The sequence below is a fragment of the Acinetobacter sp. CIP 53.82 genome (assembly GCF_000369465.1).
GTDB lineage: Bacteria > Pseudomonadota > Gammaproteobacteria > Pseudomonadales > Moraxellaceae > Acinetobacter > Acinetobacter indicus.
Window position 1 is genome coordinate 236,596 of record NZ_KB850045.1, and the last position, 23,725, is coordinate 260,320.

Here is a 23,725-nt window from a genome sequence, read left to right on the forward strand (position 1 = left end):
AAACTCGAAGCAGGCTGGATGTCGACTGTCATCATTTTTTCATCAAAATGAGATCAAAGCTAAACCTCGGTTTTCTAAGGTAGTGCAAATAAAAACAACAGGAAAACCGTATGACAACGCACATGAACCGTCGCGAACTGATTCAAAAAACCATTGCAGGTTTTGGGGCACTGTCTTTGCCACTCAGCTTAACTGCCTGTGGCGATGATGATCCAGAGCATTCATCTCCTGATGCGCCACAAATACAATTTTTACATGGTGTGGCCAGTGGTGACCCATTGGCAGACCGGGTGATTCTATGGACCCGTCTTAGCCCCGAAGATACGGCCATGCGTCTGGAAGTACAATGGGAAATCGCGACCGATCAGGCGTTTCAGCACATTGTAAATACGGGCAAAGTGCTAACCACACAGGCGCAGGACTTTACCGTCAAAGTTGATGCAGACGGTTTGCAAGCCAATCAGACCTATTTCTACCGTTTCCGCTATGGCGCGCAAAGCTCACCGGTAGGCCAAACCAAAACCTTGCCGCTTGATACTGCTGCTGTAAAGTTTGCGGTCTGTTCCTGCTCCAACTATCCGGCCGGTTATTTCCATGTCTATAAGGAAATGGCCAAGGAAAATCTGGATGTGGTCATCCATCTGGGTGATTATATTTATGAATATGGTGCCGATGGTTATGCCACTGAAGATGCGGAAAAACTGGGACGTACCTTGGCCGCAGATAACAATCAGGAAATTATCCGTTTAGATGATTATCGCAAGCGTTATGCCTTATATCGTGGGGATACCGACTTACAGGCGGTGCATCAGCGCCATCCGTTTATTGTAATCTGGGATGACCACGAGCTGACCAATGATACCTGGATGGAAGGGGCAGAGAATCATCAGGACAACGAAGGTGATTTCTTTGCACGCAAGTTGGCTGCATTGCAGGCCTATTTTGAGTGGATGCCAATTCGTCCGGTCTCTGAAAATGACCATCTGAATATTTATCGCCAGTTTAATTTCGGTCAGCTGGTGCAGTTAAATATGCTGGATACGCGGGTATTGGCGCGTCACAAGCCGCTGGATTATGCCAATTATTTAACCGCGACCGGTCTGGATGCCGCCCGATTTAGCGCAGATTTAACCGACAGTAACCGTACCTTGCTTGGCCGTACTCAGTTTACCTGGTTGGCGCAGCAGCTGACCCAATCTCAGGCCATCTGGAATGTGCTGGGGCAACAGGTGCTGATGGCGAAAATGCTGATTCCGGCGGAAATCTTGCAGGTGCTCGGGCAAATCACCAGTGGTCAGGCAACCGTAGAGACCTTGGCCAATGTCGAGCGGATGCTGGTAGAACTGGTGACGCTAAAAAGCCGTTATTTACAGGGCGATCCCACTTTAACCGCACAGGAAAAGGCCCGTATTTTGACCGTGGTGCCGTATAATCTGGATGCTTGGGATGGCTATGCTTACGAGCGTGAAGCACTGTATAGCGTATTGGGTCAACTGGGTAAAAAAGTGGTGGTGCTGGCGGGCGATACTCATAATGCCTGGTCTGCACAGCTGTATGATGCCCAGCAGAACTTTGTCGGGGTGGAGCTGGCCACCAGTTCGGTGTCCTCTCCGGGGATGGAAAAATATCTGCAGATTCCGGCGGCCAAGCTATACGAATTTGAATTTGCCTTTAATACCCTGATTGATGAGCTGAGTTATTGCAACCTGAATCAGCGAGGTTATCTGACCGTCAGCTTTACGGCAGATGAGATGCTGGCCGAGTGGAAATTCGTGAACACGGTCAAAGCAGCAGATTATCAACTGGATGATGCGCGTTATCACCGTCTGCAATACACGCCGGCTCTGGTGGAAATTAAAGACCTGCCGGCCAGTGCTTAAACCCTGTTTCTATAAAAAACCGGGATTGTCCCGGTTTTTTTATTGGCTGATTTCGTTGAGATAACTGTCCAGATCAATAAATTTAATCTGCTGCGCAAACTTGTGTTCAACCTGCATGATTTGCTGATGCAGATTGGCATATTTCATCCGCTGTACCGCCAGGTCTGCATAGCGTGCCGAACTTTTGGGATAAAAGTACATTTTTAGGTGGGTATTACGAAGCTGACGATATGACCAGTACGCTGCACGGCGAATCTGCTGCAAACAGTATTGCTGTTCTGGTGTAGCCTCATGACGAAACAGGTTTTCTTTATAAAAACGTACAAAGCCAAAACTCAGGGCAAAAAAGAACAGTATCCCTTGCAATAGCACGCTTTGCCAGTAATAGACATTTAGCGCCTGCACTAAAATCACGATCGCCAGTTTGATTGGGGTATGGCGGAGCATGCGATATAAGGCCGCTGCACTGTGTTTGAGTTGATAAATCACATAGGGTGTCGTGAGCATCAACAGCAACATGAGCGCTAAAATTGCCATACTTTTGCTTTGTGCGGCATCAAACTGTGGCAAGTGCTGCTGAATCACATCTGCAAGGACCATCGACAGCGGAATAAAAATCAGCAGGGCCAGCACCCAGGGGAGGATTTCTTTCCACTCATCCAGCATGCCTTTGATTTTTATTGCGCCATACAGCAGAAAATTGCGTTTAAATGCAGCTGGATGGTGTTGTTGTAGCTGTTGTAGAAAAAGCAGGGGCTGTTGTGGGGTCATGGACAGGGTCAACGCAGAAGCTAAATTGCAGGCATAAAAAAACCAGCTTGACGCTGGATTCTTTACTGCACCATTTTAAGATCTGTTAAAATGGTGCCCGAGGCCAGACTCGAACTGGCACGCTTTGAGGGCGGGGGATTTTAAATCCCCTGTGTCTACCGATTTCACCACTCGGGCATTTTTACCAAGATTGGAGGCGGAGGTCGGAATCGAACCGGCGTCCACGGAGTTGCAGTCCGCTGCATGACCACTCTGCCACCCCGCCACGTCTTGGTGATGCACATATTAGCAAGCTCTGGAAAAAAAACAATACTATAAATCGCGCATATGCACATAAATTCGGCATATGAAAGAAAATTGCCTAAATTATCATGTATTATTTGCAAAATTGATTCCTATCAACATTTGGAGATGTGCCGTGGCATTAGTTTTGGATGGTCGTGCATTAGCAAAGCAAATTGAAGCTGACTTGTTAACACGCGTAGAAGCATTAAAGGCGAAAACAGGTCGTACCCCAATTCTGGCGACTATTTTGGTAGGTGACGACGGTGCATCTGCAACTTATGTACGTATGAAAGGGAATGCCTGCCGCCGTGTCGGTATGGACTCTTTAAAAATCGAGCTTCCACAGGAAACCACCACTGAGCAGTTACTGGCTGAAATTGAAAAACTCAATGCCAATCCTGATGTACACGGTATCCTGTTACAGCATCCGGTACCGGCACAAATTGATGAGCGTGCCTGCTTCGATGCCATTTCACTTGAAAAAGATGTCGATGGTGTGACTTGTTTGGGTTATGGTCGTATGGCGATGGGTGAAGCGGCCTATGGTTCGGCAACACCAGCGGGCATCATGACTATTCTGAAAGAAAACAACATCGAAATCGCGGGTAAACATGCAGTGGTGGTTGGTCGTTCGGCTATTCTGGGTAAACCAATGTCGGCGATGCTGCTAGAAGCCAATGCAACTGTAACCACCTGTCACTCACGCACACAAAACCTGGCTGAATTCGTGAAGCAGGCAGACATTATTGTGGGCGCAGTTGGTAAAGCTGAACTGATTCAGAAAGACTGGATTAAGCCAGGTGCAGTGGTCGTTGATGCGGGCTTCCACCCACGTGAAGGCGGTGGTGTTGGTGATATCCAACTCGTTGGTATCGAAGACATCGCTTCTGCTTACACACCAGTGCCAGGTGGTGTTGGTCCGATGACGATTACAACCTTGATTCGTCAAACCGTAGAAGCGGCTGAGAAGGCTTTGGGTTAATAAATTGACCTCTCCCTGACCCTCTCTTGCGCTTCGATTTAAAAGCAGTGCTTTAAATCTTGCTCAGGAGAGGGAAAATTCATTGTAAAAATAATGGATACTCCTTCTCTTGCGCCGTATACGGCTCAGGGAGAAGGTTGGGATGAGGGTAAAACCTCTAACATCAGATTTTTGCTGAAATACATAAAGAATAAAAAACCAATGAGCTGCACCTTTCAATTTCCTAAAGCCCCTGAACATCTATTAAGTGCTTTGCATGATGTGATTCCACATTGTGAACTGCAGGCACAGCAATTGCCTGAAACACCGATTTCACTTTGGTTGATTCCGCCGGTTTTTCCCACCGATAAACTCGATGATGAAGTCATCCGCCGGATCTGGAATGATACGCCGTACTGGATTTTCTGCTGGGCCTCAGGATTGGCCATGGCGCAGTGGTTGCTGGCTGAACCACATCATGTGAAAAATAAAGTGGTGCTGGATTTTGGCGCAGGTTCAGGTGTGGTGGCGATTGCTGCCAAAATGGCAGGTGCCAAGCGGGTGATCTGCTGTGATATTGATCAGGTCAGTCTGGATGCCTGTCGGGCCAATGCCGAACTTAATGGCGTCGAGCTGGAATATCTGGATGATCTCTACAAAGCCGAGCAGGTTGATGTACTACTCGCAGCGGATGTGCTATACGATCAATGCAACCGTTTTTTCCTGGATGAGTTTTTAAAATTTGCCCCAGAAGTGTGGGTGGCGGACAGCCGGGTGAAAAACTTTAGCCATCCCAAATATGAAAAGCTGGATGAGCGTAGTGCCACCACTTGGCCCGATTTAGATGAGTCGCCCGAATTTCGTAATGTCAGTTTTTATAAGACGCTGTAAACAGCGTCTTTTTTATTGGCTTGCAGAAGCTTAAGAGCAGGTATAGCGCACCACAGTTAAAGTGCTTGGGCGGGCAGTGAGGGCATCACGTGTGGCCGGATTTTCACTGCTGTGCAGGCCAGGGGTATTCGACAGGCTGAAGGTGGCACGGGTATCGCCAATTTGACGCCCTGGAGCAGTAAGATTATTACCGGCCGCCGGGTTGGCAATTTCATTGACGCTGAGAATATTTAATTTAAAGACTTTATTGCTGGCCAGCACTTTCTGGCAGGCACGTTGTAGGCGCTGTTCATCTAATTGCTGATTGTTGCGTGTTGCAAGGGTGTAAGCCAAGGTGGCTGTGCTGTCAGTGCGGCTTTCGATCTGATAACCGACATTGCCATTAAATTCGCGTGGCCCACTCTGGCAGGCAGTGAGCAGGGTAACCGTACAGGCAAGTCCTAAAAGTTTATAAGTATTGTTCATCGCTATTATGGCTCATGATCTCTAATTTATACTTTCAAGTATGCCATAAAAGCCTGACCTGGGGACGACTGCTTTCCTTAATGATGTGTTGAAATTTATTGCCGGTAAAATGTAGCGTGTATAGGCAGGCAATAAAAAAGGCCGCTTTCGCGACCTCTTTCATGTTAATCAGCAATTAAGCAGATTTAACCGCTTCTAAAAGCTCAGCTTGACGTTTTTTCAATGCTTCTGGTAAACGCTCACCCAGTTTATTGAATAACTCAGTGTGGCTTTCCAGTTCTTTGATCCATTGATCTTTGTCTTGTGCTGTCACAGTTTCAAATTGCTCTTTAGAGAAATCTAAACCAGTCCAGTTCAGCTGTTCGTAAGTTGGAACGCGGCCAATTGGAGTGTCTACAGCATCTGCACGACCTTCACAACGGTCAATGATCCACTCAAGTACACGCATGTTTTGACCGAAACCAGGCCATACGAAGTTGCCTTCAGCATCACGACGGAACCAGTTCACGTTGTAGATACCAGGCAGTTTGTTACCTGCAGCTTCAGCTTTCGCACCCACTTTCTCACCCATTTCTAACCAGTGAGAGAAGTAGTCCGCCATGTTGTAACCCGCGAATGGCAGCATTGCGAATGGGTCACGACGAACGATACCTTGTTGACCAACCGCAGCAGCAGTGGTTTCAGAACCCATGGTTGCCGCTTTATACACGCCATCAACCCAGTCAAATGCTTCTGAAATTAGAGGCACTGTGTCTGCACGGCGACCACCGAAGATGAATGCAGAGATTGGAACACCTGCTGGATTTTCCCAGTCAGCATCAATTGAAGGACATTGACCTGCAGATACGGTGAAACGCGCGTTTGGATGCGCTGCTTTTTCTTCGCCAGTATGTGGTTGACCTTTCCAGTTGGTCAGGTTTGCAGGTGCTTCTTTAGAAAGACCTTCCCACCATACTTCGCCATTGTCAGTCACAGCAACGTTGGTATAGATCACGTCTTTGTGCAGCGTCGCCATACAGTTCGGGTTAGTTTTGGTGTTTGTACCAGGTGCTACACCGAAGAAACCAGCTTCAGGGTTGATTGCGTATAGACGACCATCTTCACCTGGTTTGATCCAGGCAATATCGTCACCTACAGTTTCAATCTTCCAGCCTTCATAACCAGCTGGTGGAATCAGCATCGCGAAGTTGGTTTTACCACATGCAGATGGGAATGCCGCTGCGATGTAGTGTTTTTCGCCTTGAGGATTGGTCACGCCAAGAATCAGCATGTGTTCAGCTAACCAGCCTTGTTGACGACCCATGAACGATGCAATACGTAATGCCAGGCATTTTTTACCTAACAATGCGTTACCGCCGTAACCTGAACCGTAAGACCAGATTTCACGTGTTTCTGGATAGTGCACGATGTATTTTTCTTTGTTGCAAGGCCATGCAACATCTTTTTCACCTTCGGCAAGTGGAGCGCCTACAGTGTGTACACATGGAACGAATTCGCCATCTGTACCTAATACGTCATAAACAGCTTTACCCATACGAGCCATTTTAGACATGCTGACTGCAACATAAGGAGAGTCAGTTAACTCGATCCCGATGTGTGCAATGTGTGAACCGAGTGGACCCATTGAGAATGGAACCACATACAGCGTACGACCTGCCATTGAACCGTCAAATAAACCGTTCAATTTTTCGCGCATTACTGCAGGCGCTTCCCAGTTGTTGGTCGCACCGGCATCTTCCTGGTTTTCAGAGCAGATGTAAGTACGGTCTTCAACACGAGCTACGTCAGAAGGATCAGAGTTTGCAAGATAAGAACCAGGGTGAGTTTCTTGGTTAAGCGCTTGCATTGTGCCGTTAGCGATCATCAAGTCGATATAACGTTGATATTCTTCTGCGCTACCGTCACACCATTCAATTTTTGCTGGTTTTGTTAATTTAGCAATCTCTTCCACCCAAGCAATAAGCTTAGGGTGACGAACGAATTCTGGTGCGTTCACTTGGGTCATGGTGAGGCCTATCTAAAATGTGTACAAACTGTTGTACAAAGTACAATCTGAGAGATGAAATGAACCGCTCAGATGAAATATGAAAAAAAAAGTGGCTGTATTAAAGCACAAAATGACGAAAAAAATAAGACTAAAGGACTAAAGGAATTATTTTGGTAGTTAATGCAATCTAAAGGATAAGTTTATAAAAAACAAAAAGATAATGTTTAAATAAGGGGATGTCTTATTTATTTTTTATATTTATGTATATTATTTAATTTATTTATTTCTTTTCAAAACAATAATTTATATCTAAATTTTTTCTGAGAATCATTATTGATTAAATAAATGGTGGTAATTCGATTTTTACATAAAGGTGCTTTAAATTTTCACTTAATTGGCTGAAATTAGAACAAATGCTTTAAAGATGTGGACAAAATGTCTGAACAATTCAAGCCATTGTCTATTGTGTATAACAAAAAATCAGGCTTTCATGCGACCCATAAAACCGAGGTGTATGAAGAGCTGATCCAGATTTTTTCCCAATACGGTTTTGAAATCCAGTCCTTTGATATTGAACAGTATGCCAGTTTTGATGAATTAATGGCGCAGGTATTTTTACGTCATCAGGACCCGGACAATTATGGCGTGGTGGTGGCCGCAGGGGGCGATGGCACCTTGAATGCTGTGGCGGCCAAACTAATTCATACCGATATTCCCATGGGCATTTTACCTTTAGGTACCTTTAACTATGTGGCCCGCGTATTTGATATTCCGGTGGATATTATTCAGGCAGCGCATGTGATTGCAACCGGCCGGCCACGCAAGGCGCATATCGCGCGGATCAATGAACACATCTATTTAAACAATGCCAGCCTGGGGCTATATCCTTTATTTATCCAGAAACGGGAGCTGTATAACCGCTATCTGGGTCGCTTTCCTTTACATGCCTATACCTCCGGTCTGGATGTAATGATTCGCCATCGCAAGGAGCTAAAATTAAAAGTTGAAGTCGATGGCAAGCTGTTTCCGGTGAAAACTCCGTTGGTATTTTTTGGCAATAACCAGCTGCAATTGTCGGAGATGAATTTGCGTATTGCTGCAGCGGTGGCACAGGGCAAGGTGGCCGGCATTGTGGTGGCGAAAAGCGATAAGTTGACCTTGTTTAAAATTTTATGGCAGCTGGTGAAAGGGGAAATTGAACAAGCGCCCGATGTATATACTTTTGCTGCAGATCAGGTGGTGATTCATGCACAACTAAAAACCATGCAGGTGGCCATTGATGGTGAAATTGTCCGGATGCGACCACCGCTAATAGTCACAGTGGAAAAAAATGCCTTAAATATGATGGTGCCTTATGATTCTGCATCTGTCTGACTTGCATTTTGGCACCGAAAAGCCGGTCTGCATGGCAGCCATTCGGCAATTTTGCCTGGAGCATCAGGCTGAAGCGATAGTGGTCAGTGGTGATTTAACCCAGCGTGCGCGTTTTAAACAGTTTTATGACTGTAAGCAGTTTCTCGACAGCCTGGAGCGGCCGTATCTGGTGGTGCCGGGCAATCATGATATTCCGCTATTCGATTTATGGACCCGTTTTGTCAATCCATTTACGCGTTATCAGCTGTTTTTTGGCAAGATGGAAACTGTGCTGGAAACCGAGCATTTTTTTCTGATTGGTTTAAACAGTATCCGGCGGCGTTACCATACCCGCGGGCATATTTCGCTGGCGCAAATCCAGCTGGTCGATCAGATTCTGGCCGCGGCGCCGGCGCATAAAATCAAGCTGATTGCTGCGCATCAACCGTTTTATACCCCGCCGGATGATCCGCATGGGGTAAAAGACTGTCCAATGCTTGGCAAAATGGCGCTGGAAAGCTGGAGTCAGCATGGCCTGTTCGGGCTGTTGCATGGTCATCTGCATCAGTCCGCAGTCTATGATTTAAACCAGATTTATCATTTACAAGCCAGTCATCCGGTGCTGGATATTCATGCCGGTACGGCGCTGTCTTATCGTCTGCATCATCGTTTTAATAACAGCTTTAATGTGATTCATGACAGCGGTGAAATTCAGGCCTATTTTTTTAATGAACGCACGCAAAAATTTGAACCGTATTAGAAATATGGGGAATAAAGCGACAGTGGTCTGATGGCTGGCGAAAAAAAAGACAAAAAACAGATTTTTTTTCATTTTTCCCCTTGAAGCGTTTTTTTCCATCCCCACAAAAGTGACATCTAAAATTCATTTTGATGATGACCAAAGGAATAAATAAGTCGTCATCAGTTATCTAACGAAGACTTAGTCTGATGGAGTTATTTATGAGCAACATTCGTCCATTACATGACCGTGTAGTAATTCGTCGTGTCGAAGAAGAAACAAAAACTGCTGGCGGCATTTTATTGCCAGGTTCTGCTGCTGAAAAACCTGCTCAGGGTGAAATCATTGCAGTTGGTAATGGTCAAATCACAGACAATGGCGTACGCGCATTAGATGTGAAAGTTGGCGATAAAGTATTGTTTGGTACCTATGCCGGCACCACTGTAAAAGTAAACGGTGAAGAACTGCTTATTATGAAAGAGTCTGACATTTTAGCTGTTTTAGAAGGCTAATTTCTCACTAACTCAATGGTTATCAGATTTAGTTAAGATTTAAAATTGGAGTAAATCATGTCAGCTAAAGACGTAAAATTTGGTGATTCAGCTCGTAGCAAAATGATTGCGGGTGTCAACATTCTTGCAGATGCAGTGAAAGTAACGTTAGGTCCTAAAGGCCGTAACGTTGTAATCGACCGTTCTTTCGGTGCACCGCACATCACTAAAGATGGTGTATCTGTTGCGAAAGAAATCACCCTGAAAGACAAATTCGAAAACATGGGTGCGCAACTGGTTCGTGAAGTTTCTTCAAAAACCAATGATATCGCAGGTGACGGTACAACAACTGCAACTGTATTGGCGCAAGCAATCTTAAACGAGGGCATCAAGTCAGTGACTGCGGGTATGAACCCAATGGATCTGAAACGTGGTATCGACCTTGCAGTTAAAACTGTTGTTGAAAATATTAAACAAACTGCAAAACCAGCTTCTGATTCTAAAGCGATTGAGCAAGTCGGTTCGATCTCTGCAAACTCTGACACCACTGTTGGTTCTCTGATTGCACAAGCAATGGAAAAAGTGGGCAAAGAAGGCGTAATCACTGTTGAAGAAGGTTCAGGCTTCGAAGATTCGCTTGATGTTGTAGAAGGTATGCAGTTTGACCGTGGTTATATCTCTCCGTACTTCGCAAACAAACAAGATACGTTGACTGCTGAACTTGAAAACCCATACATCTTGTTGGTTGACAAGAAAATTAGCAACATCCGTGAATTGATCACTGTTCTAGAAGCTGTTGCGAAAACTGGTAAGCCTCTTCTTATCATTGCTGAAGATGTTGAAGGCGAAGCGTTGGCTACACTTGTAGTAAACAACATGCGCGGCATCATCAAAGTATGTGCGGTGAAAGCACCTGGTTTCGGTGACCGTCGTAAAGCAATGCTGCAAGACATCGCGATCTTGACTGGCGGTACTGTAATTTCTGAAGAAATCGGTATGCAGTTAGACCAAACAACGCTTGAACACTTAGGTACTGCACACAAAGTAACTGTATCTAAAGAAAACACCGTGATTGTGGATGGTGCGGGTAACGCAGGCCAAATCGCTGAGCGTGTTCAACAAATCCGTGCGCAAATCGAAGAATCGACTTCTGAATACGATAAAGAAAAACTTCAAGAACGCGTTGCTAAATTGGCAGGCGGTGTAGCAGTGATCAAGATCGGTGCTGCAACTGAAGTTGAAATGAAAGAGAAAAAAGACCGCGTAGACGACGCGCTTCATGCAACTCGCGCTGCAGTTGAAGAAGGTGTGGTTGCTGGTGGTGGTGTTGCACTGGTACGTGCTGCCAAAGCACTTGACGGTGTAACAGGTGCCAACGATGACCAAAACGTAGGGATCAACATCCTGCGCCGTGCAATTGAAGCGCCGCTTCGTCAAATCGTGGCAAACGCAGGTGATGAACCATCTGTTGTGATCAACGCTGTGAAAAATGGTGAAGGTAACTTCGGTTATAACGCTGCGACAGGCGAATATGGTGACATGCTGGAAATGGGTATCTTGGATCCTGCGAAAGTAACTCGTTCTGCACTTGAGCATGCAGCTTCTGTTGCTGGCTTGATGTTGACAACTGAATGTATGATCACTGAAATCCCAGAAGAAAAACCAGCTATGCCTGATATGGGTGGCATGGGTGGTATGGGCGGTATGATGTAATTATCAGCGTACCCAAACTTCAAAAACCTCGTATCGTCAGATACGAGGTTTTTTTATGGTACAGATTTTTGTAAGTTGGAGATTACGCACATGAAAAGCCAAAATTGCCTAGCCATTTTTCATTTAGTTATTAAATGCATGATATGTATTTAAACTGCTTTTTTTTGTGAATAAAACCCACTATGCTACTCAGAATAATAAGAAAAACAAATGATTAAATAAATGTAATGCAGGCTAGAGCAGGCATAAAGGGGATAAGTATGGATGACCGAGAACACGAACTTATAGGTAGTATTTATGATGCAGCTGTAGATGTCAGTTTATGGCCGCAAGTGATTGAAGCCATTGTGCAATACACCAACAGTAAAACCGCGATTTTTACTGCTTTGGACCAGTTAAGTCCAAGTTATGACTTTGTGCATACCTATAACATTCCGCAAGCCTGTATTGATGCCTATCAGGACGAGCGGATTAAAGTCATTGATATGAAACTGCATGCGCCGTTATGGCAGCAAACCGGGGTGGGGGATACCATTGAGCAAAACTTGCAGTCGTATGGCCAGATGCCGGGCACAGATGAATATATCTTTTATGAACGCTGTCTGGAACCGACCGGGATTTGTCATATCGCAGCCGTTTTACTCGATCAGGGGCAACATCGTTGGGCGGTTTTGGGTATTCACCGGGCGCCAAATGCTCAGCCTTGTAGTCCGGAAGAACATGAATTTCTCAAGCGAATCGGTAAGCACTTACGCCGGGCGCTACAAATTCATCGGCAGCTTTGTCAGGCCAAGCAGCAGAAACTGGCTTTAGGGCATATTTTAGATCACTTAAAAACAGGTGTGCTGCTACTCGATCAGCAGTCCTGTTTAATTTATGCCAACAGTAAAGCTCAGGAAACACTCAATCGCTCCAGCCTGATTGAGCTAGACCGTTATAATCATTTAAAAGTGGGTCGCGGCTTTCAGGCCAAACTCGATCAGCTCATTGGGGGGCAGGGTCGAATTTAAGTCAATGGAACAAAGAGCCGGGTGGGGTTATGGCCTTGTCTGCTCCAGATCAGATGACATTAATGCTCACCATTATTCCTTTTAATTTAAGCCAGCTAAAGAATACTGAAGGACTACCAGAACAGGTCTATGTCGCTGTTTTTGTAACTGAAACCGAGCAAAAATATTATTTAGCTGCAGATTTTTTAAAACAGCAATATCACTTGTCAAACCGGGAAATTGAGTTATGCGAGTTATTTATTAATGAGCATGATTTAGAAAAGATCGCTGAATATTGTCAGCTCAGTTTAAGTACCGTTCGAACCTATTTTAAAAATATTTATGCAAAAACCCAGTGTAATTCACAGGCCGAGTTAATTCATTTACTGATGGGCATTACCGTAAATTTTGAGCATATCGTATAGGCTGTTTTGTTTGAGAGTAGAAAAAAGACGCATGCCGCGTCTTTTTTAATATATGAGAATTTTTACTGTTTTAAAAACAGGTCTGCAGCCTGACGTCCTAGTCCAGGATCATCTGTAAAGACACCATCAACACCGGCTTTAAAGAAGATTTCAAACTCGGCCAACGCCCCTGTTTCACACTTCTCAGCAGGATTTGGACTACAATCGAGGCGATCAGGTAAAAATTCATTTTCTGGGCGCAAGGTATAAGGATGTACTTTCAGGCCCTGTGCATGTGCCAGACTCACAAAATTGGTGATTACTCCCTGATTACTGACGATATAGGTTTTACTTGGTCCCACACCATCAGCATATTGCGCAACCGTTTTAAGTCCTTCTGCACTGGCCAATTGACCATAAGTAGTCCCCAGACCTGCTTTTAGTGCATCAGCAGGCTGAGAACTCTGTCCGCTGTAGAGCTGAATGATTTTTGCATGTTGCAAGGTGTTTAAACGATCTAGCTGACTGCGTAGATATTGCAGATTTTTAACTTCAAAAGATTGTAGATAGACCGGGGCAATACTTCGCGAATATTCATATTTCGCCAAGCTACTCAATAAACGGTCTTCCATGGCCAGATTTAAATCCTGGAAATAGGTTGGGTGTTTAGTCTCAATATACAGCCCAATAATTTTTCCTGTTTTTTGATAGTGCTGATCAGCCAGTTCAATAATTTCTTCTATCGTCGGCACTAAAAACTGATCATTATATTGAGTGTTTTGTGGGCGAATATCTGGAATACGTTCGCGGGCTTTCAGCTGCTTCAGTTCACTTAAGGTGAAGTCTTCGGTAAACCAGCCTGTTAAGCTGACTCCATCAATGATTTTGGTGGTTTTACGATCTGCAAATTGTGGCAGTTCACTGACATTGGTCGTACCGCCAATTTCATTTTCATGACGAGCAACCAAATAACCATCTTTGGTTGGAACCAGATCAGGCTCAATAAAATCTGCACCATCCTCAATGGCTTTTTGATAAGCCTCCAAGGTATGTTCAGGACGCAAGGCGCTAGCGCCTCGATGTCCGACAATAATAATTTCAGGTTCAACATAGGCCGGTGGTGTCGGCGTTGGAGTGGGATTATGCGTTTGATTATCACGATCATCACTATTACAAGCAGTTAAAGTGAGAATGCTGGTCAGTATCAGTGTTTTTCTTAGCATGCGGTCCTCTGATGATGCTGTTATTTTATTTGACGCATGCGTAGTGTTGAAGGAAAAACTTGCATTCTCATGACAGGTTGCAAAATAGCGACAATGTAAATGATGCTAGAGCGAGATAAATCTTTTATCTCCACATTTTCTCCTTATTTTTCGTTCAGCACATCTTTATGTAATATTTTCTTGTATTTTTGGCTTTAGTCACTGAATATCAATATAAATTTGCTAGGGTAAAGCGCCTTCAGAAGTGCTCAACCAAATCTTGGCTCAACCCCATCATGTGACCAAATCTATGCTGTCAAAATTTTTTATTGAACGTCCTATTTTTGCTGGAGTCCTGGCCATTATTGTCATGGCGTTTGGTATTTTTTCCATTTTAGGTTTGCCGGTCGAGCGTTATCCAGATATTGCACCACCCCGCATTACCGTGAGTGCCACTTATACTGGAGCTTCGGCAGAAACAGTGGAGGAGAGCGTGACCCAGGTGCTGGAGCAGCAGATTCGAGGGCTGGATCATCTGCTGTATTTTAGCTCGAGCAGTGATTCTTCGGGGCGCAGCCGTATCAGTATCAGTTTTGAAAATGGCACAGACCCAGATACCGCACAGGTGCAGGTGCAAAATGCGATTAACAGCGCCATTAACCGTTTGCCTGAAGATGTACAGCGCCAAGGCGTGAATGTGTTCAAATCTCTGGGTGATACCCATATGGTCATCGGGTTGTATGACAGCGCTGGTCACAGTTCCAATATTGAACTGTCCGATTATATGATGACCCATCTGGAACAGGATCTGGCGCGTATTGAAGGCGTGGGTGAGGTGGATGTCTTCGGTTCGCAATATGCCATGCGAATCTGGTTGAATCCTTTAAAACTGAAACAGTATGCCTTGATGCCAAGCGATATTCGGGCCGCTGTTGAAGCCCAGAATACCCAGGTGGCAGCCGGCAGTATTGGCGATTTACCCACCGCAACCGATCAGTATTTAAATGCCAAAGTCACCTCCGGTTCACGTTTAAAAACTGTCGAAGAATTTGAAAATGTAATTTTAAAGTCGGCCCAGGACGGCAGTTTTGTTTATTTAAAAGATGTGGCGCGGGTCGAGCTGGGGGCAGAAAATTATCAGTCCTTTAATACGATTAACGGCTATCCTTCCGCTGCGCTGGGCATCTCCCTGGCCTCTGGTGCCAATGCACTGGCGACCTCGGCGTTAATCCAGCAGGAAATTGATCATCTCTCCAAACAGTTGCCTGAAGGCTACAAGATAGTCTATCCACGCGATAATACGCCGTTTGTGAAGGAGTCGATGAAAGAGGTGGTAAAAACCCTCATTGAAGCGATTATTCTGGTGGTGATCGTGATGTTCCTGTTTTTACAGAACTGGCGCGCTACCTTAATTCCGACCATCACCGTACCGGTGGTGATTTTAGGTACCCTGACAGTGCTGTATGTGCTGGGCATGACCATCAATACCTTAACCCTGTTTGCGCTGGTACTGGCGATTGGCCTGCTGGTCGATGATGCGATTGTGGTCGTAGAAAATGTTGAGCGTTTGATGCATGAGCAGCAGCTTTCAGCCAAACAGGCGGCAATCCAGTCGATGCAGGAAATTAGCGGGGCACTGGTCGGAATTACCTTGGTGCTGACCGCGGTGTTTATTCCGATGGCATTTTTTGGTGGCTCGACCGGGGTCATCTACCGTCAGTTTTCCATCACCCTGGTGGCCGCGATGTCCTTATCTTTGCTGGTGGCACTGATTTTAACCCCGGCCTTATGTGCCTTAATTTTAAAGCCAAAGCAGAAAACCGCCCGATGGGCCGCCTGGTTTAATCAGAAACTGGAAAATCTGAAACAGCATTATCTGCGTTCTTCAAGCTGGACCCTGCAACATCGCACCATCTGTCTGGTGATTTTTGTGGCTTTAATCGGGGTATTTGCCTTGTTCTATCGAGCCTTGCCGACCAGCTTTATTCCAAGTGAAGATCAGGGCATGCTCACGGTACAATTTAAATTGCAAGAAGGCGCGCCCCTGTCAAAAAGCCGTGAAGTTGGGGAAACGATTCGTGCCTATTTTATTGCACAGGAACAGGCCAATGTTGATCTGGTGATGATTCGCTATGGCCGTAACTTCTCCGGCACTGGCCAGAACTTGGGGCAGGGCTTTATTGCGCTGAAACACTGGGATGATCGTCCGGGCAGTGACAATGCTGCGCAGGCAATTCGTGAGCGGGCCATGCAGCATTTCCAGCGTCATCCGGATGCGCAGATTATGATTGGGATGCCGGCCTCGGTACGCGGTTTAGGCCAGACCGATGGCCTGCAGTTTTGGCTGCGAGATTTAAATGGGCAGGGTCGTGATTATCTGGAGCAGCAATTCCAGAGCCTGCGCAGTCAGGCCGACCGTTATTCCAGCTTTGCCAATCTGGATAAAAAATCCAATCCGGAAAAAGCCGAGCTGAATGTCAATATTCATCAGAAACAGGCCATGGCCAATGGCCTGAGCCAAGGCGCGATTAACAGCACCTTGTCGGCGGCATGGGGCGGCAGTTATATCAATGACTTTATTGATCGTGGCCGGATTAAACGGGTGATTATGCAGGGTGATGCCGAGTTCCGTGCCACCCCGGAAGATTTGCAGGCCTGGTCGGTCCGTAATGCCAAAGGGCAGATGGTGCCGTTTGGTAATTTCTCTACCCTGAGCTGGGGCGGCGGACCAGAAGTGGTGAACCGGTTTATGGGCTATACCGCACTGGAAATGGAAGCCGATACCGCAGCCGGTGCCAGCTCTGGTCAGGCCATGCAGGATATTCAGCAGCTGGTTGACCAGCAGGACGGTGTCGATCTGGCCTGGAGCGGCTTGTCCTTTGAAGAAAAGCAGTCCAGCAATCAGGCTTTATTGCTGTATCTGGTATCAATTGGTTTTATCTTCCTGTGTCTGGCAGCGCTGTATGAAAGCTGGACCATTCCAACTGCGGTGATGAGCGCGATTCCACTGGGTATTGGTGGTAATATCCTGTTCAGCTACCTGGCCGGGTTCCCGAATGATATCTATTTCCAGATTGCACTGCTGACCACCATCGGCCTGTCCTGTAAAAATGCGATTCTGATTGTCGAGTTTGCTTCGATGGCGCAGCAGCAGGGGCGCAGCGCCGTGGAAGCCGCACTGGAAGGAGCGAGTCTGCGTTTACGTCCTATTCTGATGACCTCGCTGGCCTTTGGGGCCGGGGTCATTCCGCTGGTATTTGCCTTTGGTGCCGGTGCGGTCAGCCGTCAGGAAATTGGCGTGAGTGTGCTGGGTGGGGTGATTTTCGGTACGGTTCTGGTGCTGATCTTTATTCCCTTTATGTATGTACTGGTGCGTTCGATCTTTAAACTGAAACAGGCCTGATCCGCCGGGTTTATACAGAGAAAAATGCTGCTGCTTCAGGGACACTGCGGCAGCACGCAGATGCAGTGCAAATCACTTTACATTTTAAAAAATAACCAAGAATAATGATGAGAGTTTATGCTGAATCCTTTTGAACTTCAGGCACTGGAACAGGCCATTTTGCAGCAGCATCCAGAGCGGGTACAGACCCTGATTGCGCATATGAATCCGGCCGATTTGGCGGTCTGGATTGAACAGTTGTCGCTGCAAGCGCAGGTTCGATTGATTCCCACCCTGGAGCAGGCCGCGCTGATCTTTGAGTTTTTGCCAAAAACTGTGCAGGCGCAAATTGCCGAACAGCTGGACCCAGCCGATTTGTTGCAGCTGATGAGTGCCATGCATTCAGATGACCGGACCGACCTGTTTAAAGGTTTGAGTCCGACGCTACAGCCGTGGATTCTGGCCGAGCTGGCCCCGGAAAAACGTCAGCAAATTCAGCAGCTGGCGGCTTACCCGGAAGAATCTGCCGGGGCGATCATGAGTTCGGATTTTGTGACTTTATCCCCAGAGCTGACGATCCAGCAGGCGATTGAACAGTTGCGTCAGGTGGCGGCAGACCGGGAAACCCTGTACCTGATTTATATTGTCGATGCGCTACAGCATCTGCTCGGTGTGGTGTCCTTGCGGCAGATTATTCAGGCCGCGCCAGAGGTACAGCTGCAGCATCTCATGACCACGGATCTGGTGATGGGCCAGGTCGATGAAGATCAGGAACAGATTGCCTGGAAGCTGGCGCATTATGATTTTCTGGCCTTGCCGATTGTTGATCAGGCGCAGCGTCTGGTCGGGATTGTCACCTATGATGATGCTATGGACATTGTCGAGGCCGAAACTACTGAAGATATTTTAAAATCCGGTGCGATTGAATCCTTGCCCAACCTGAGCCTGAAAAATGCACCAATTTTATCTTTATATCGCCAGCGCGTGTTCTGGCTGGTATTTCTGGTGTTTGGCAGTTTGCTGTCCGGTTTTGGGATTGCCCATTTTGAAGAGATTATTGCCGCGCATATTGTGCTGGTGTTCTTCTTGCCCTTGCTGGTCGGTAGTGGCGGGAATGCCGGGGCGCAATCGGCGACCTTAATGGTCCGTGCTTTAGCCACCGGCGATGTGCATTTTCGTGACTGGTTCTATCTGCTCGGGCGGGAAAGTCTGGTGGCGCTTTGTTTAGGTGGCACCATGGCACTGGCCGTGTCGGTACTGGGTTATGTGCGTGGCGATTTGATGGTGGCGGTGGTGTTGGCCTTAAGTATGCTGGGCATTGTGCTGATGGGCTGTCTGGTTGGCATGAGCCTGCCGTTTATTCTCAATAAGCTGAAACTGGACCCGGCCAGTGCGTCGGCACCTCTGGTGACCTCAATTTGCGATGCCAGCGGGGTGGTGGTTTATCTGTTTATTGCCTCACAGCTGTTGTTTTAGCCTGTATTTACAAAGCAGTAAAACGTTTGAGCAGCGCGCTCGAGTATAGTAAAAACATGACATAAATAGATAAAAATCAGGTTGATTCATGACAGAGCTGCACAGCACCAAACCCAAACTTTCCCGGCAAGAGGTGATTCGCCTGGAGCGTGATCTGGCCAAGTTTGCCAATATGATGGATTCGGTGGTGCGGATTCCGTTTACCAAACAGGGCGTGGGCGCTGATGCGGCTTTAAGTACCATTCCGGTGGCCGGCGATCTGGCCGGTTTTGTGCTGACCTGTTATGCAATTTATAAAGCCAAACAGGTCGGCGTGCCACAAGCCAAACTGAATCCGGTCATGAAGCTGGCGGTTATGGATGCGGTGGTGGGCTTTATTCCGATTGCCGGGACGATTTTTGATATTTTTATTCGCCCTAGCCGTAAGGCGCTGGATATTGTGCATGATCATATCCGGCAGGAATATGATATCCAGAGTGACCATCATGTGGTGCATCCTTTCTTGCATGAAAAACTGGAGCAGAAGCAGCAATATTCGGCATTCTGGCGTAATCCTGTGGTGGCCTGGCTGTGGATTCATCTTCCTGATTTATTAGGCCTGTTGTTCCTGATCATTCTGGTGGTGGCGACCTTGGCCGGGCTGCAATGGGTCTGGCAGTGGATGCAGGGTTTAAATCTTTAAGTAAGCTGTCATCATTCCAACCAGTATCTATCACACATAAAAACAAAAGCCTCCATATGGAGGCTTTTGTCTATTTAACGGTTGGGCATTATTATTAAGGCAGGTTTAACTGCTGTAATGCCGCCACACGCTGTTCAATGGTCGGGTGGGTCTGGAATAACGCTGCCAGACTAAACCCTTGTTCCTGACCGGCAGAAATCGCGAAGGCTTTCATTTCTTTTGGCATTGCATCTGGCATTTCAGATTCGGCCTGTAAGCGTAACAGGGCAGAAATCATGGCCTGTTTGCCAGCCAGACGGGCACCCGCTTCATCGGCGCGGTATTCACGTTGACGCGAGAACCACATCACAATGGCCGAAGCCAGAATACCAAACACGATATCCAGCACAATGGTAATCACGAAGTAGGCAATGCCTGGCGCTTCGCCATCTTCACGGCCAAATACGTTACGATCAATGAAATCACCGGCAACACGGGCAAAGAACATCACGAAGGCGTTGACCACACCCTGGATTAACGCCAGCGTAACCATGTCACCATTGGCCACGTGACCAATTTCGTGCGCCAGTACGGCACGTAATTCATCTTTGTTCATACGCTCCAGCAGACCGGTTGAAACCGCCACCAAAGCATCATTCTTGTTCCAGCCGGTTGCAAAGGCATTCGACTGATAAGAAGGGAAGATACCCACTTCTGGCATTTTAATGCCAGCACGTTGCGACAATTGTGCAACTTCATTTAATAACCACGCTTCAGCCTGGTTACGTGGGGCATTCGGGTCAATCAGCTCTGTACCGGTGGTTTTTTTCGCCATCCATTTAGACATGAACAGGGAAATTAAAGAACCGACCATACCGAAGACAAAACAGATGACCAACAGGTTGCCTAGATTTAAGCCACCCGCGCCATGGTAACTACCGACACCGAAGAGTGACAAAATAATGCCAGCTACAACCAGTACCGCGAGGTTGGTTAGCAAGAACAAACCAATCCGCATCATTGAGTAAATCCTCTTAAAATGAAAATGTAATCTGATTCATAAATCATGCAAGTAAATATGCGGTGAATGTATTAAAAATTCAAGAAAAAATCGTGAAAATCAACAAAAAATCGTCTTAGTCCGAAATGGTGATTCGGGCTGCAGCAGAGGCATGTGCCGTGGCATAGGAGCGGACCGGTGCATCGGTAAAGCTGCCATCTGCGGCAACAATAATTTCACGCGATGGGCGTGCAGGCTGGGCTGCAGTTAAATGCGAACCAGAAGAAAGCGTATTGGATTGGGCCAGTAACGGTCCCTGATCGCTACTGCTGACACCACCGGCATACAGATTGTGATAACGGCTGGTCACGCGGCGCACATAGTCCTGAGTTTCACGGAAGGGCGGAATGCCACCGTATTTGGCGACATTGCCTTCACCGGCATTATAACCGGCCAATGCTAAGGATGTATTACCGTTAAAACGTTTTAGTAACCAGGCCAGATATTTGGCCCCGGCCATAATATTTTCATAAGGATCGTAGGCATTAGAAACCTGAAAACGTTTGGCAGTGGCCGGCATCAGCTGCATTAAGCCTTGGGCCCCGACCGGAGAGCGAGCATTGACATTAAAGCCGGACTCGGTGTGCATGACGGCTTTAATCAGCCCAGACGAAATACCGTGGCGCTGCGCGGCCTGCTGGATAATATGGTCAAAGGCATTTTTATTGCGGCTATAGCTTGGTAAGACCGATGCTTCAGAGCTGCCCCAGTTGCTATAACGATGAATATTGCTGTCGGGATAATACGTCACTTTGACTTTTTTCAGGGACTGGTCTGAACTTTTACGATTGGTCAGCAGGGTAGAGCCATTATTGTCTTTATAGACATAAATCTGTCCGGCATGACTGTGCGATGCAACCGCAAGCAGCGTCACACATCCCCAAAAAGCCAGTTGTTTAAAATGTAATCTTTTATACATTATCGTATTCATTATGGTAACGAAGTTCATACTGTCCCCAAACAGGTGGTTTGAGTTTAACAAAAAAAACATTGATGAAAAGAGTCTTTACATTTATTTCCCTGTTTACTTTGTAAAAATCAAGCCCTGTTTGCTGACAGAACAATCAAAAAAAATATTTATTTTTTTTATTCTGGTCTGCTTGACACACTTAAAACATTGATTTTAATTATAAATAAAATTGATTAAAAAATGATCAATTTAAATAGAAGCCTTCAATTGCAGGCAAGTGACCTTGTCAAGTTGTTTTAAATCCACAAAGTTATCCACAGCTTTTGTGGAAAACTGTGGAAAAGTCCAAAAGATAAGCATCTTGCTTAAAAGATGAACGCAAACGTTCAAATTAGCATAAAAATAAAGACAGCGAGATGACAAAAAATGACAAGCAGGAAATTACATTCTTTTGATGCGTGCCGGGACTGAATCGGCTAAAATTGCGCGGTATTTTTTTTATGGGTAAATCTCGTCTATGTTCTCGCCAGTTGAGTCCGATCAAGGATTTAATTTTAAACCAGAACTGCCAACCAGCTCTGCGTATTACCGTTTGCTGAAAAAGCTGCGTCGCCAGGTGGGTCATGCCATTCGTGATTACAAGATGATCGAAGACGGTGACAAGGTCATGGTGTGTATTTCGGGTGGTAAAGACAGTTATACCTTACTGGATATTCTGTTGCAGTTTAAACGTATTGCCCCGATTCATTTTGATGTGGTGGCGGTGAATCTGGACCAGAAACAGCCGGGCTTCCCTGAAGATGTGCTGCCGCGTTATCTGGAAGAAAATAATATCCCGTATTATATTCTGGAAAAAGATACCTACAGTATTACCAAGCGTCTGACCCCGGAAGGCAAAACCTACTGTGCAGTGTGTTCGCGTCTGCGTCGTGGTTCACTGTACGGCTTTGCCCAGGAAATTGGGGCAACCAAGGTGGCACTGGGGCATCATCGTGATGATATTCTGGCGACTTTCTTCCTGAACCTGTTCCATGGCGGCAGCTTAAAGGCGATGCCACCGAAGCTGTTATCTTCCGACAAGAAGAATATGCTGATTCGTCCACTGGCTTATGTGGAAGAAAAAGACATCATCAAATACGCGCAAATGCGCCAGTTCCCGATTATTCCATGTAACCTGTGTGGTTCGCAGGAAAATCTGCAACGTGCGATTATCAATGACATGCTGCGTGAATGGGACAATGCCCATCCAAAACGTCTGCACAGTATTTTTGGTGCATTGCAAAATGTATCACCATCGCAACTGGCAGACCGCGAGCTGTTTGACTTTGAAGCACTCGATAGCGAGCGCGAGTTTGACTTTAAAGGCAGTTATTCGCACGAGAATGAAGATGGTCAGTCCAACCGCATCAACATGGTCAATTTAGGCTATGCAGCTGACTAAATAGTCAAAAAAAGCATTGAACTTCAGTTCAGTGCTTTTTTTATATATTTGAATTATTTCAATATTGTATTAAAAATATAAAATTTGAACGCATCGTACAAAAAATCTTAGCCATCTTTTATGATTACATGCTATAACAGGTCACAAGCATCATTGCTTCACAAAAATGTTGTCTGGACAGGCGACACAAATGAACAAATAAATTGAGGAATAATCATGCCTGCTTTTTTATCTGATGATTGGTTTGCAACCGTAGAGAACCTGACGGCTCAAGCTGGTGACTTAAATTTACCACCTGCGCTTGCGAATCTTGCAATTAATTTGGTTGTTACGGATGCTTCAGGCAATACAGAATTAGCTTTAGACGGTGGCAAAATCCAGAAAGGATTGTCTGCAAATGCAAAAACAACCCTGAATATGGATGCTGATACCTTACGTAAAGTGTTCCTGGAGTTTGATATGGCTGCAGCCATGCAAGCCTTCATGACCGGTAAAATCAAAGTACAAGGCGATATGTCTCAATTAATGGCATTGCAAACTGCAAAACCAAGCCAAGAGCAAAAAGACCTGTTCAAAAACGTTTTGGCGCAAACCACCTGATTGTGACCCGACACAAAAAAGCTTACCCGAAGGTAAGCTTTTTTTTGCCTTGAAGATCAACGGT

The 23,725-nt window shown here is 46.1% G+C and carries 20 protein-coding genes and 2 tRNA genes; 14 read left to right on the top strand and 8 right to left on the bottom strand.

The window, feature by feature from the left end; all coding sequences use genetic code 11:
- The first annotated feature begins 110 nt into the window (after positions 1–110).
- A complete protein-coding gene (locus tag F905_RS01585; protein WP_005176327.1) occupies positions 111–1,880 on the top strand; it encodes an alkaline phosphatase D family protein in 1,770 nt (589 codons plus the stop codon).
- Between the two features lie 39 nt (positions 1,881–1,919).
- On the opposite strand, the gene F905_RS01590 is transcribed toward F905_RS01585, so the two are convergent.
- From F905_RS01590 to F905_RS01600, 3 genes are all read right to left on the bottom strand, one after another.
- Positions 1,920–2,651: a hypothetical protein gene (locus F905_RS01590; protein WP_005176329.1), complete on the bottom strand. Its 732-nt coding sequence runs from the start codon at positions 2,649–2,651 to the stop codon at positions 1,920–1,922.
- A 91-nt stretch (positions 2,652–2,742) separates the two neighbouring features.
- Positions 2,743–2,828 (bottom strand) — tRNA-Leu (locus tag F905_RS01595).
- 14 nt (positions 2,829–2,842) lie between these two features.
- Positions 2,843–2,916 (bottom strand) — tRNA-Cys (locus F905_RS01600).
- A 153-nt stretch (positions 2,917–3,069) separates the two neighbouring features.
- Between F905_RS01600 and folD the strand changes: the two genes are divergently transcribed.
- A complete protein-coding gene (gene folD / locus F905_RS01605; RefSeq protein WP_005176331.1) occupies positions 3,070–3,918 on the top strand; it encodes a bifunctional methylenetetrahydrofolate dehydrogenase/methenyltetrahydrofolate cyclohydrolase FolD in 849 nt (282 codons plus the stop codon).
- A 201-nt stretch (positions 3,919–4,119) separates the two neighbouring features.
- Positions 4,120–4,788, top strand: a complete 669-nt coding sequence (locus F905_RS01610) for a class I SAM-dependent methyltransferase (RefSeq protein ID WP_034597408.1) — start codon at positions 4,120–4,122, stop codon at positions 4,786–4,788.
- Positions 4,789–4,818: 30 nt separating this feature from the next.
- Here the strand turns inward: F905_RS01610 and F905_RS01615 are convergent, their stop codons facing one another.
- Together F905_RS01615 and F905_RS01620 are read right to left on the bottom strand one after the other, a co-directional pair.
- On the bottom strand, positions 4,819–5,253 hold the full coding sequence (locus F905_RS01615; RefSeq protein WP_005176335.1) for a hypothetical protein: 435 nt from the start codon (positions 5,251–5,253) through the stop codon (positions 4,819–4,821).
- A gap of 175 nt (positions 5,254–5,428) precedes the next feature.
- On the bottom strand, positions 5,429–7,258 hold the full coding sequence (locus F905_RS01620; protein WP_005176337.1) for a phosphoenolpyruvate carboxykinase (GTP): 1,830 nt from the start codon (positions 7,256–7,258) through the stop codon (positions 5,429–5,431).
- A 417-nt stretch (positions 7,259–7,675) separates the two neighbouring features.
- Between F905_RS01620 and F905_RS01625 the strand changes: the two genes are divergently transcribed.
- The 6 genes from F905_RS01625 to F905_RS15645 all read left to right on the top strand — a co-directional run bounded on the left by F905_RS01625 (position 7,676) and on the right by F905_RS15645 (position 12,950).
- On the top strand, positions 7,676–8,614 hold the full coding sequence (locus tag F905_RS01625; protein ID WP_005176341.1) for a diacylglycerol/lipid kinase family protein: 939 nt from the start codon (positions 7,676–7,678) through the stop codon (positions 8,612–8,614).
- Positions 8,595–9,353: a metallophosphoesterase family protein gene (locus F905_RS01630; protein ID WP_005176344.1), complete on the top strand. Its 759-nt coding sequence runs from the start codon at positions 8,595–8,597 to the stop codon at positions 9,351–9,353. The genes F905_RS01625 and F905_RS01630 overlap by 20 nt, the downstream gene beginning before the upstream one ends.
- A gap of 200 nt (positions 9,354–9,553) precedes the next feature.
- Positions 9,554–9,844 carry a co-chaperone GroES gene (locus F905_RS01635; RefSeq protein WP_005176348.1) on the top strand — a complete coding sequence of 97 codons (291 nt, stop codon included), beginning with the start codon at positions 9,554–9,556 and terminating at the stop codon, positions 9,842–9,844.
- A 57-nt stretch (positions 9,845–9,901) separates the two neighbouring features.
- Positions 9,902–11,536, top strand: coding sequence for a chaperonin GroEL (groL, locus tag F905_RS01640; protein WP_005176350.1), 1,635 nt, complete (start codon positions 9,902–9,904; stop codon positions 11,534–11,536).
- Positions 11,537–11,796: 260 nt separating this feature from the next.
- Positions 11,797–12,546 (top strand): hypothetical protein, encoded by a 750-nt coding sequence (locus F905_RS15640; RefSeq protein ID WP_005176351.1) that lies wholly within the window; start codon positions 11,797–11,799, stop codon positions 12,544–12,546.
- Between the two features lie 29 nt (positions 12,547–12,575).
- Positions 12,576–12,950, top strand: coding sequence for a helix-turn-helix transcriptional regulator (locus F905_RS15645; protein WP_005176353.1), 375 nt, complete (start codon positions 12,576–12,578; stop codon positions 12,948–12,950).
- A gap of 62 nt (positions 12,951–13,012) precedes the next feature.
- Here F905_RS15645 and F905_RS01650 read toward each other — a convergent pair whose 3' ends face one another.
- A complete protein-coding gene (locus F905_RS01650) occupies positions 13,013–14,152 on the bottom strand; it encodes a glycerophosphodiester phosphodiesterase (protein WP_005176354.1) in 1,140 nt (379 codons plus the stop codon).
- Positions 14,153–14,441: 289 nt separating this feature from the next.
- On the opposite strand from F905_RS01650, the gene F905_RS01655 reads away from it, so the two are divergent.
- From F905_RS01655 to F905_RS01665, 3 genes are all read left to right on the top strand, one after another.
- The gene (locus F905_RS01655; RefSeq protein ID WP_034597410.1) at positions 14,442–17,534 is read left to right on the top strand and encodes a multidrug efflux RND transporter permease subunit; all 3,093 of its coding nucleotides are present in this window, start codon (positions 14,442–14,444) and stop codon (positions 17,532–17,534) included.
- 117 nt (positions 17,535–17,651) lie between these two features.
- Complete coding sequence (gene mgtE, locus F905_RS01660; protein WP_005176359.1) at positions 17,652–18,989, top strand: magnesium transporter; 1,338 nt, start codon at positions 17,652–17,654, stop codon at positions 18,987–18,989.
- 88 nt (positions 18,990–19,077) lie between these two features.
- Positions 19,078–19,671, top strand: a complete 594-nt coding sequence (locus F905_RS01665; protein ID WP_005176362.1) for a DUF4112 domain-containing protein — start codon at positions 19,078–19,080, stop codon at positions 19,669–19,671.
- Positions 19,672–19,765: 94 nt separating this feature from the next.
- Here F905_RS01665 and htpX read toward each other — a convergent pair whose 3' ends face one another.
- Both htpX and F905_RS01675 read right to left on the bottom strand, forming a co-directional pair.
- On the bottom strand, positions 19,766–20,671 hold the full coding sequence (gene htpX, locus F905_RS01670) for a protease HtpX (protein WP_005176364.1): 906 nt from the start codon (positions 20,669–20,671) through the stop codon (positions 19,766–19,768).
- A 115-nt stretch (positions 20,672–20,786) separates the two neighbouring features.
- Complete coding sequence (locus F905_RS01675) at positions 20,787–21,629, bottom strand: lytic transglycosylase domain-containing protein (protein ID WP_034597413.1); 843 nt, start codon at positions 21,627–21,629, stop codon at positions 20,787–20,789.
- Between the two features lie 508 nt (positions 21,630–22,137).
- Here F905_RS01675 and ttcA point away from each other — a divergent pair.
- Both ttcA and F905_RS01685 read left to right on the top strand, forming a co-directional pair.
- A complete protein-coding gene (gene ttcA / locus F905_RS01680) occupies positions 22,138–23,061 on the top strand; it encodes a tRNA 2-thiocytidine(32) synthetase TtcA (RefSeq protein ID WP_005176370.1) in 924 nt (307 codons plus the stop codon).
- 216 nt (positions 23,062–23,277) lie between these two features.
- Complete coding sequence (locus F905_RS01685; protein WP_005176372.1) at positions 23,278–23,661, top strand: SCP2 sterol-binding domain-containing protein; 384 nt, start codon at positions 23,278–23,280, stop codon at positions 23,659–23,661.
- Positions 23,662–23,725: the final 64 nt, after the last annotated feature.

Bases quoted from the DNA above. Each gene is read 5' to 3' on its own strand.
- F905_RS01585 (WP_005176327.1), top strand. From the start codon at position 111: ATGACAACGCACATGAACCGTCGCGAACTGATTCAAAAAACCATTGCA.
- F905_RS01590 (WP_005176329.1), bottom strand. From the start codon at position 2,651: ATGACCCCACAACAGCCCCTGCTTTTTCTACAACAGCTACAACAACAC.
- F905_RS01610 (WP_034597408.1), top strand. From the start codon at position 4,120: ATGAGCTGCACCTTTCAATTTCCTAAAGCCCCTGAACATCTATTAAGT.
- F905_RS01615 (WP_005176335.1), bottom strand. From the start codon at position 5,253: ATGAACAATACTTATAAACTTTTAGGACTTGCCTGTACGGTTACCCTG.
- F905_RS01620 (WP_005176337.1), bottom strand. From the start codon at position 7,258: ATGACCCAAGTGAACGCACCAGAATTCGTTCGTCACCCTAAGCTTATT.
- F905_RS01625 (WP_005176341.1), top strand. From the start codon at position 7,676: ATGTCTGAACAATTCAAGCCATTGTCTATTGTGTATAACAAAAAATCA.
- F905_RS01630 (WP_005176344.1), top strand. From the start codon at position 8,595: ATGATTCTGCATCTGTCTGACTTGCATTTTGGCACCGAAAAGCCGGTC.
- F905_RS01635 (WP_005176348.1), top strand. From the start codon at position 9,554: ATGAGCAACATTCGTCCATTACATGACCGTGTAGTAATTCGTCGTGTC.
- groL (WP_005176350.1), top strand. From the start codon at position 9,902: ATGTCAGCTAAAGACGTAAAATTTGGTGATTCAGCTCGTAGCAAAATG.
- F905_RS15640 (WP_005176351.1), top strand. From the start codon at position 11,797: ATGGATGACCGAGAACACGAACTTATAGGTAGTATTTATGATGCAGCT.
- F905_RS15645 (WP_005176353.1), top strand. From the start codon at position 12,576: ATGGCCTTGTCTGCTCCAGATCAGATGACATTAATGCTCACCATTATT.
- F905_RS01650 (WP_005176354.1), bottom strand. From the start codon at position 14,152: ATGCTAAGAAAAACACTGATACTGACCAGCATTCTCACTTTAACTGCT.
- F905_RS01655 (WP_034597410.1), top strand. From the start codon at position 14,442: ATGCTGTCAAAATTTTTTATTGAACGTCCTATTTTTGCTGGAGTCCTG.
- mgtE (WP_005176359.1), top strand. From the start codon at position 17,652: ATGCTGAATCCTTTTGAACTTCAGGCACTGGAACAGGCCATTTTGCAG.
- F905_RS01665 (WP_005176362.1), top strand. From the start codon at position 19,078: ATGACAGAGCTGCACAGCACCAAACCCAAACTTTCCCGGCAAGAGGTG.
- htpX (WP_005176364.1), bottom strand. From the start codon at position 20,671: ATGATGCGGATTGGTTTGTTCTTGCTAACCAACCTCGCGGTACTGGTT.
- F905_RS01675 (WP_034597413.1), bottom strand. From the start codon at position 21,629: ATGTATAAAAGATTACATTTTAAACAACTGGCTTTTTGGGGATGTGTG.
- ttcA (WP_005176370.1), top strand. From the start codon at position 22,138: ATGTTCTCGCCAGTTGAGTCCGATCAAGGATTTAATTTTAAACCAGAA.
- F905_RS01685 (WP_005176372.1), top strand. From the start codon at position 23,278: ATGCCTGCTTTTTTATCTGATGATTGGTTTGCAACCGTAGAGAACCTG.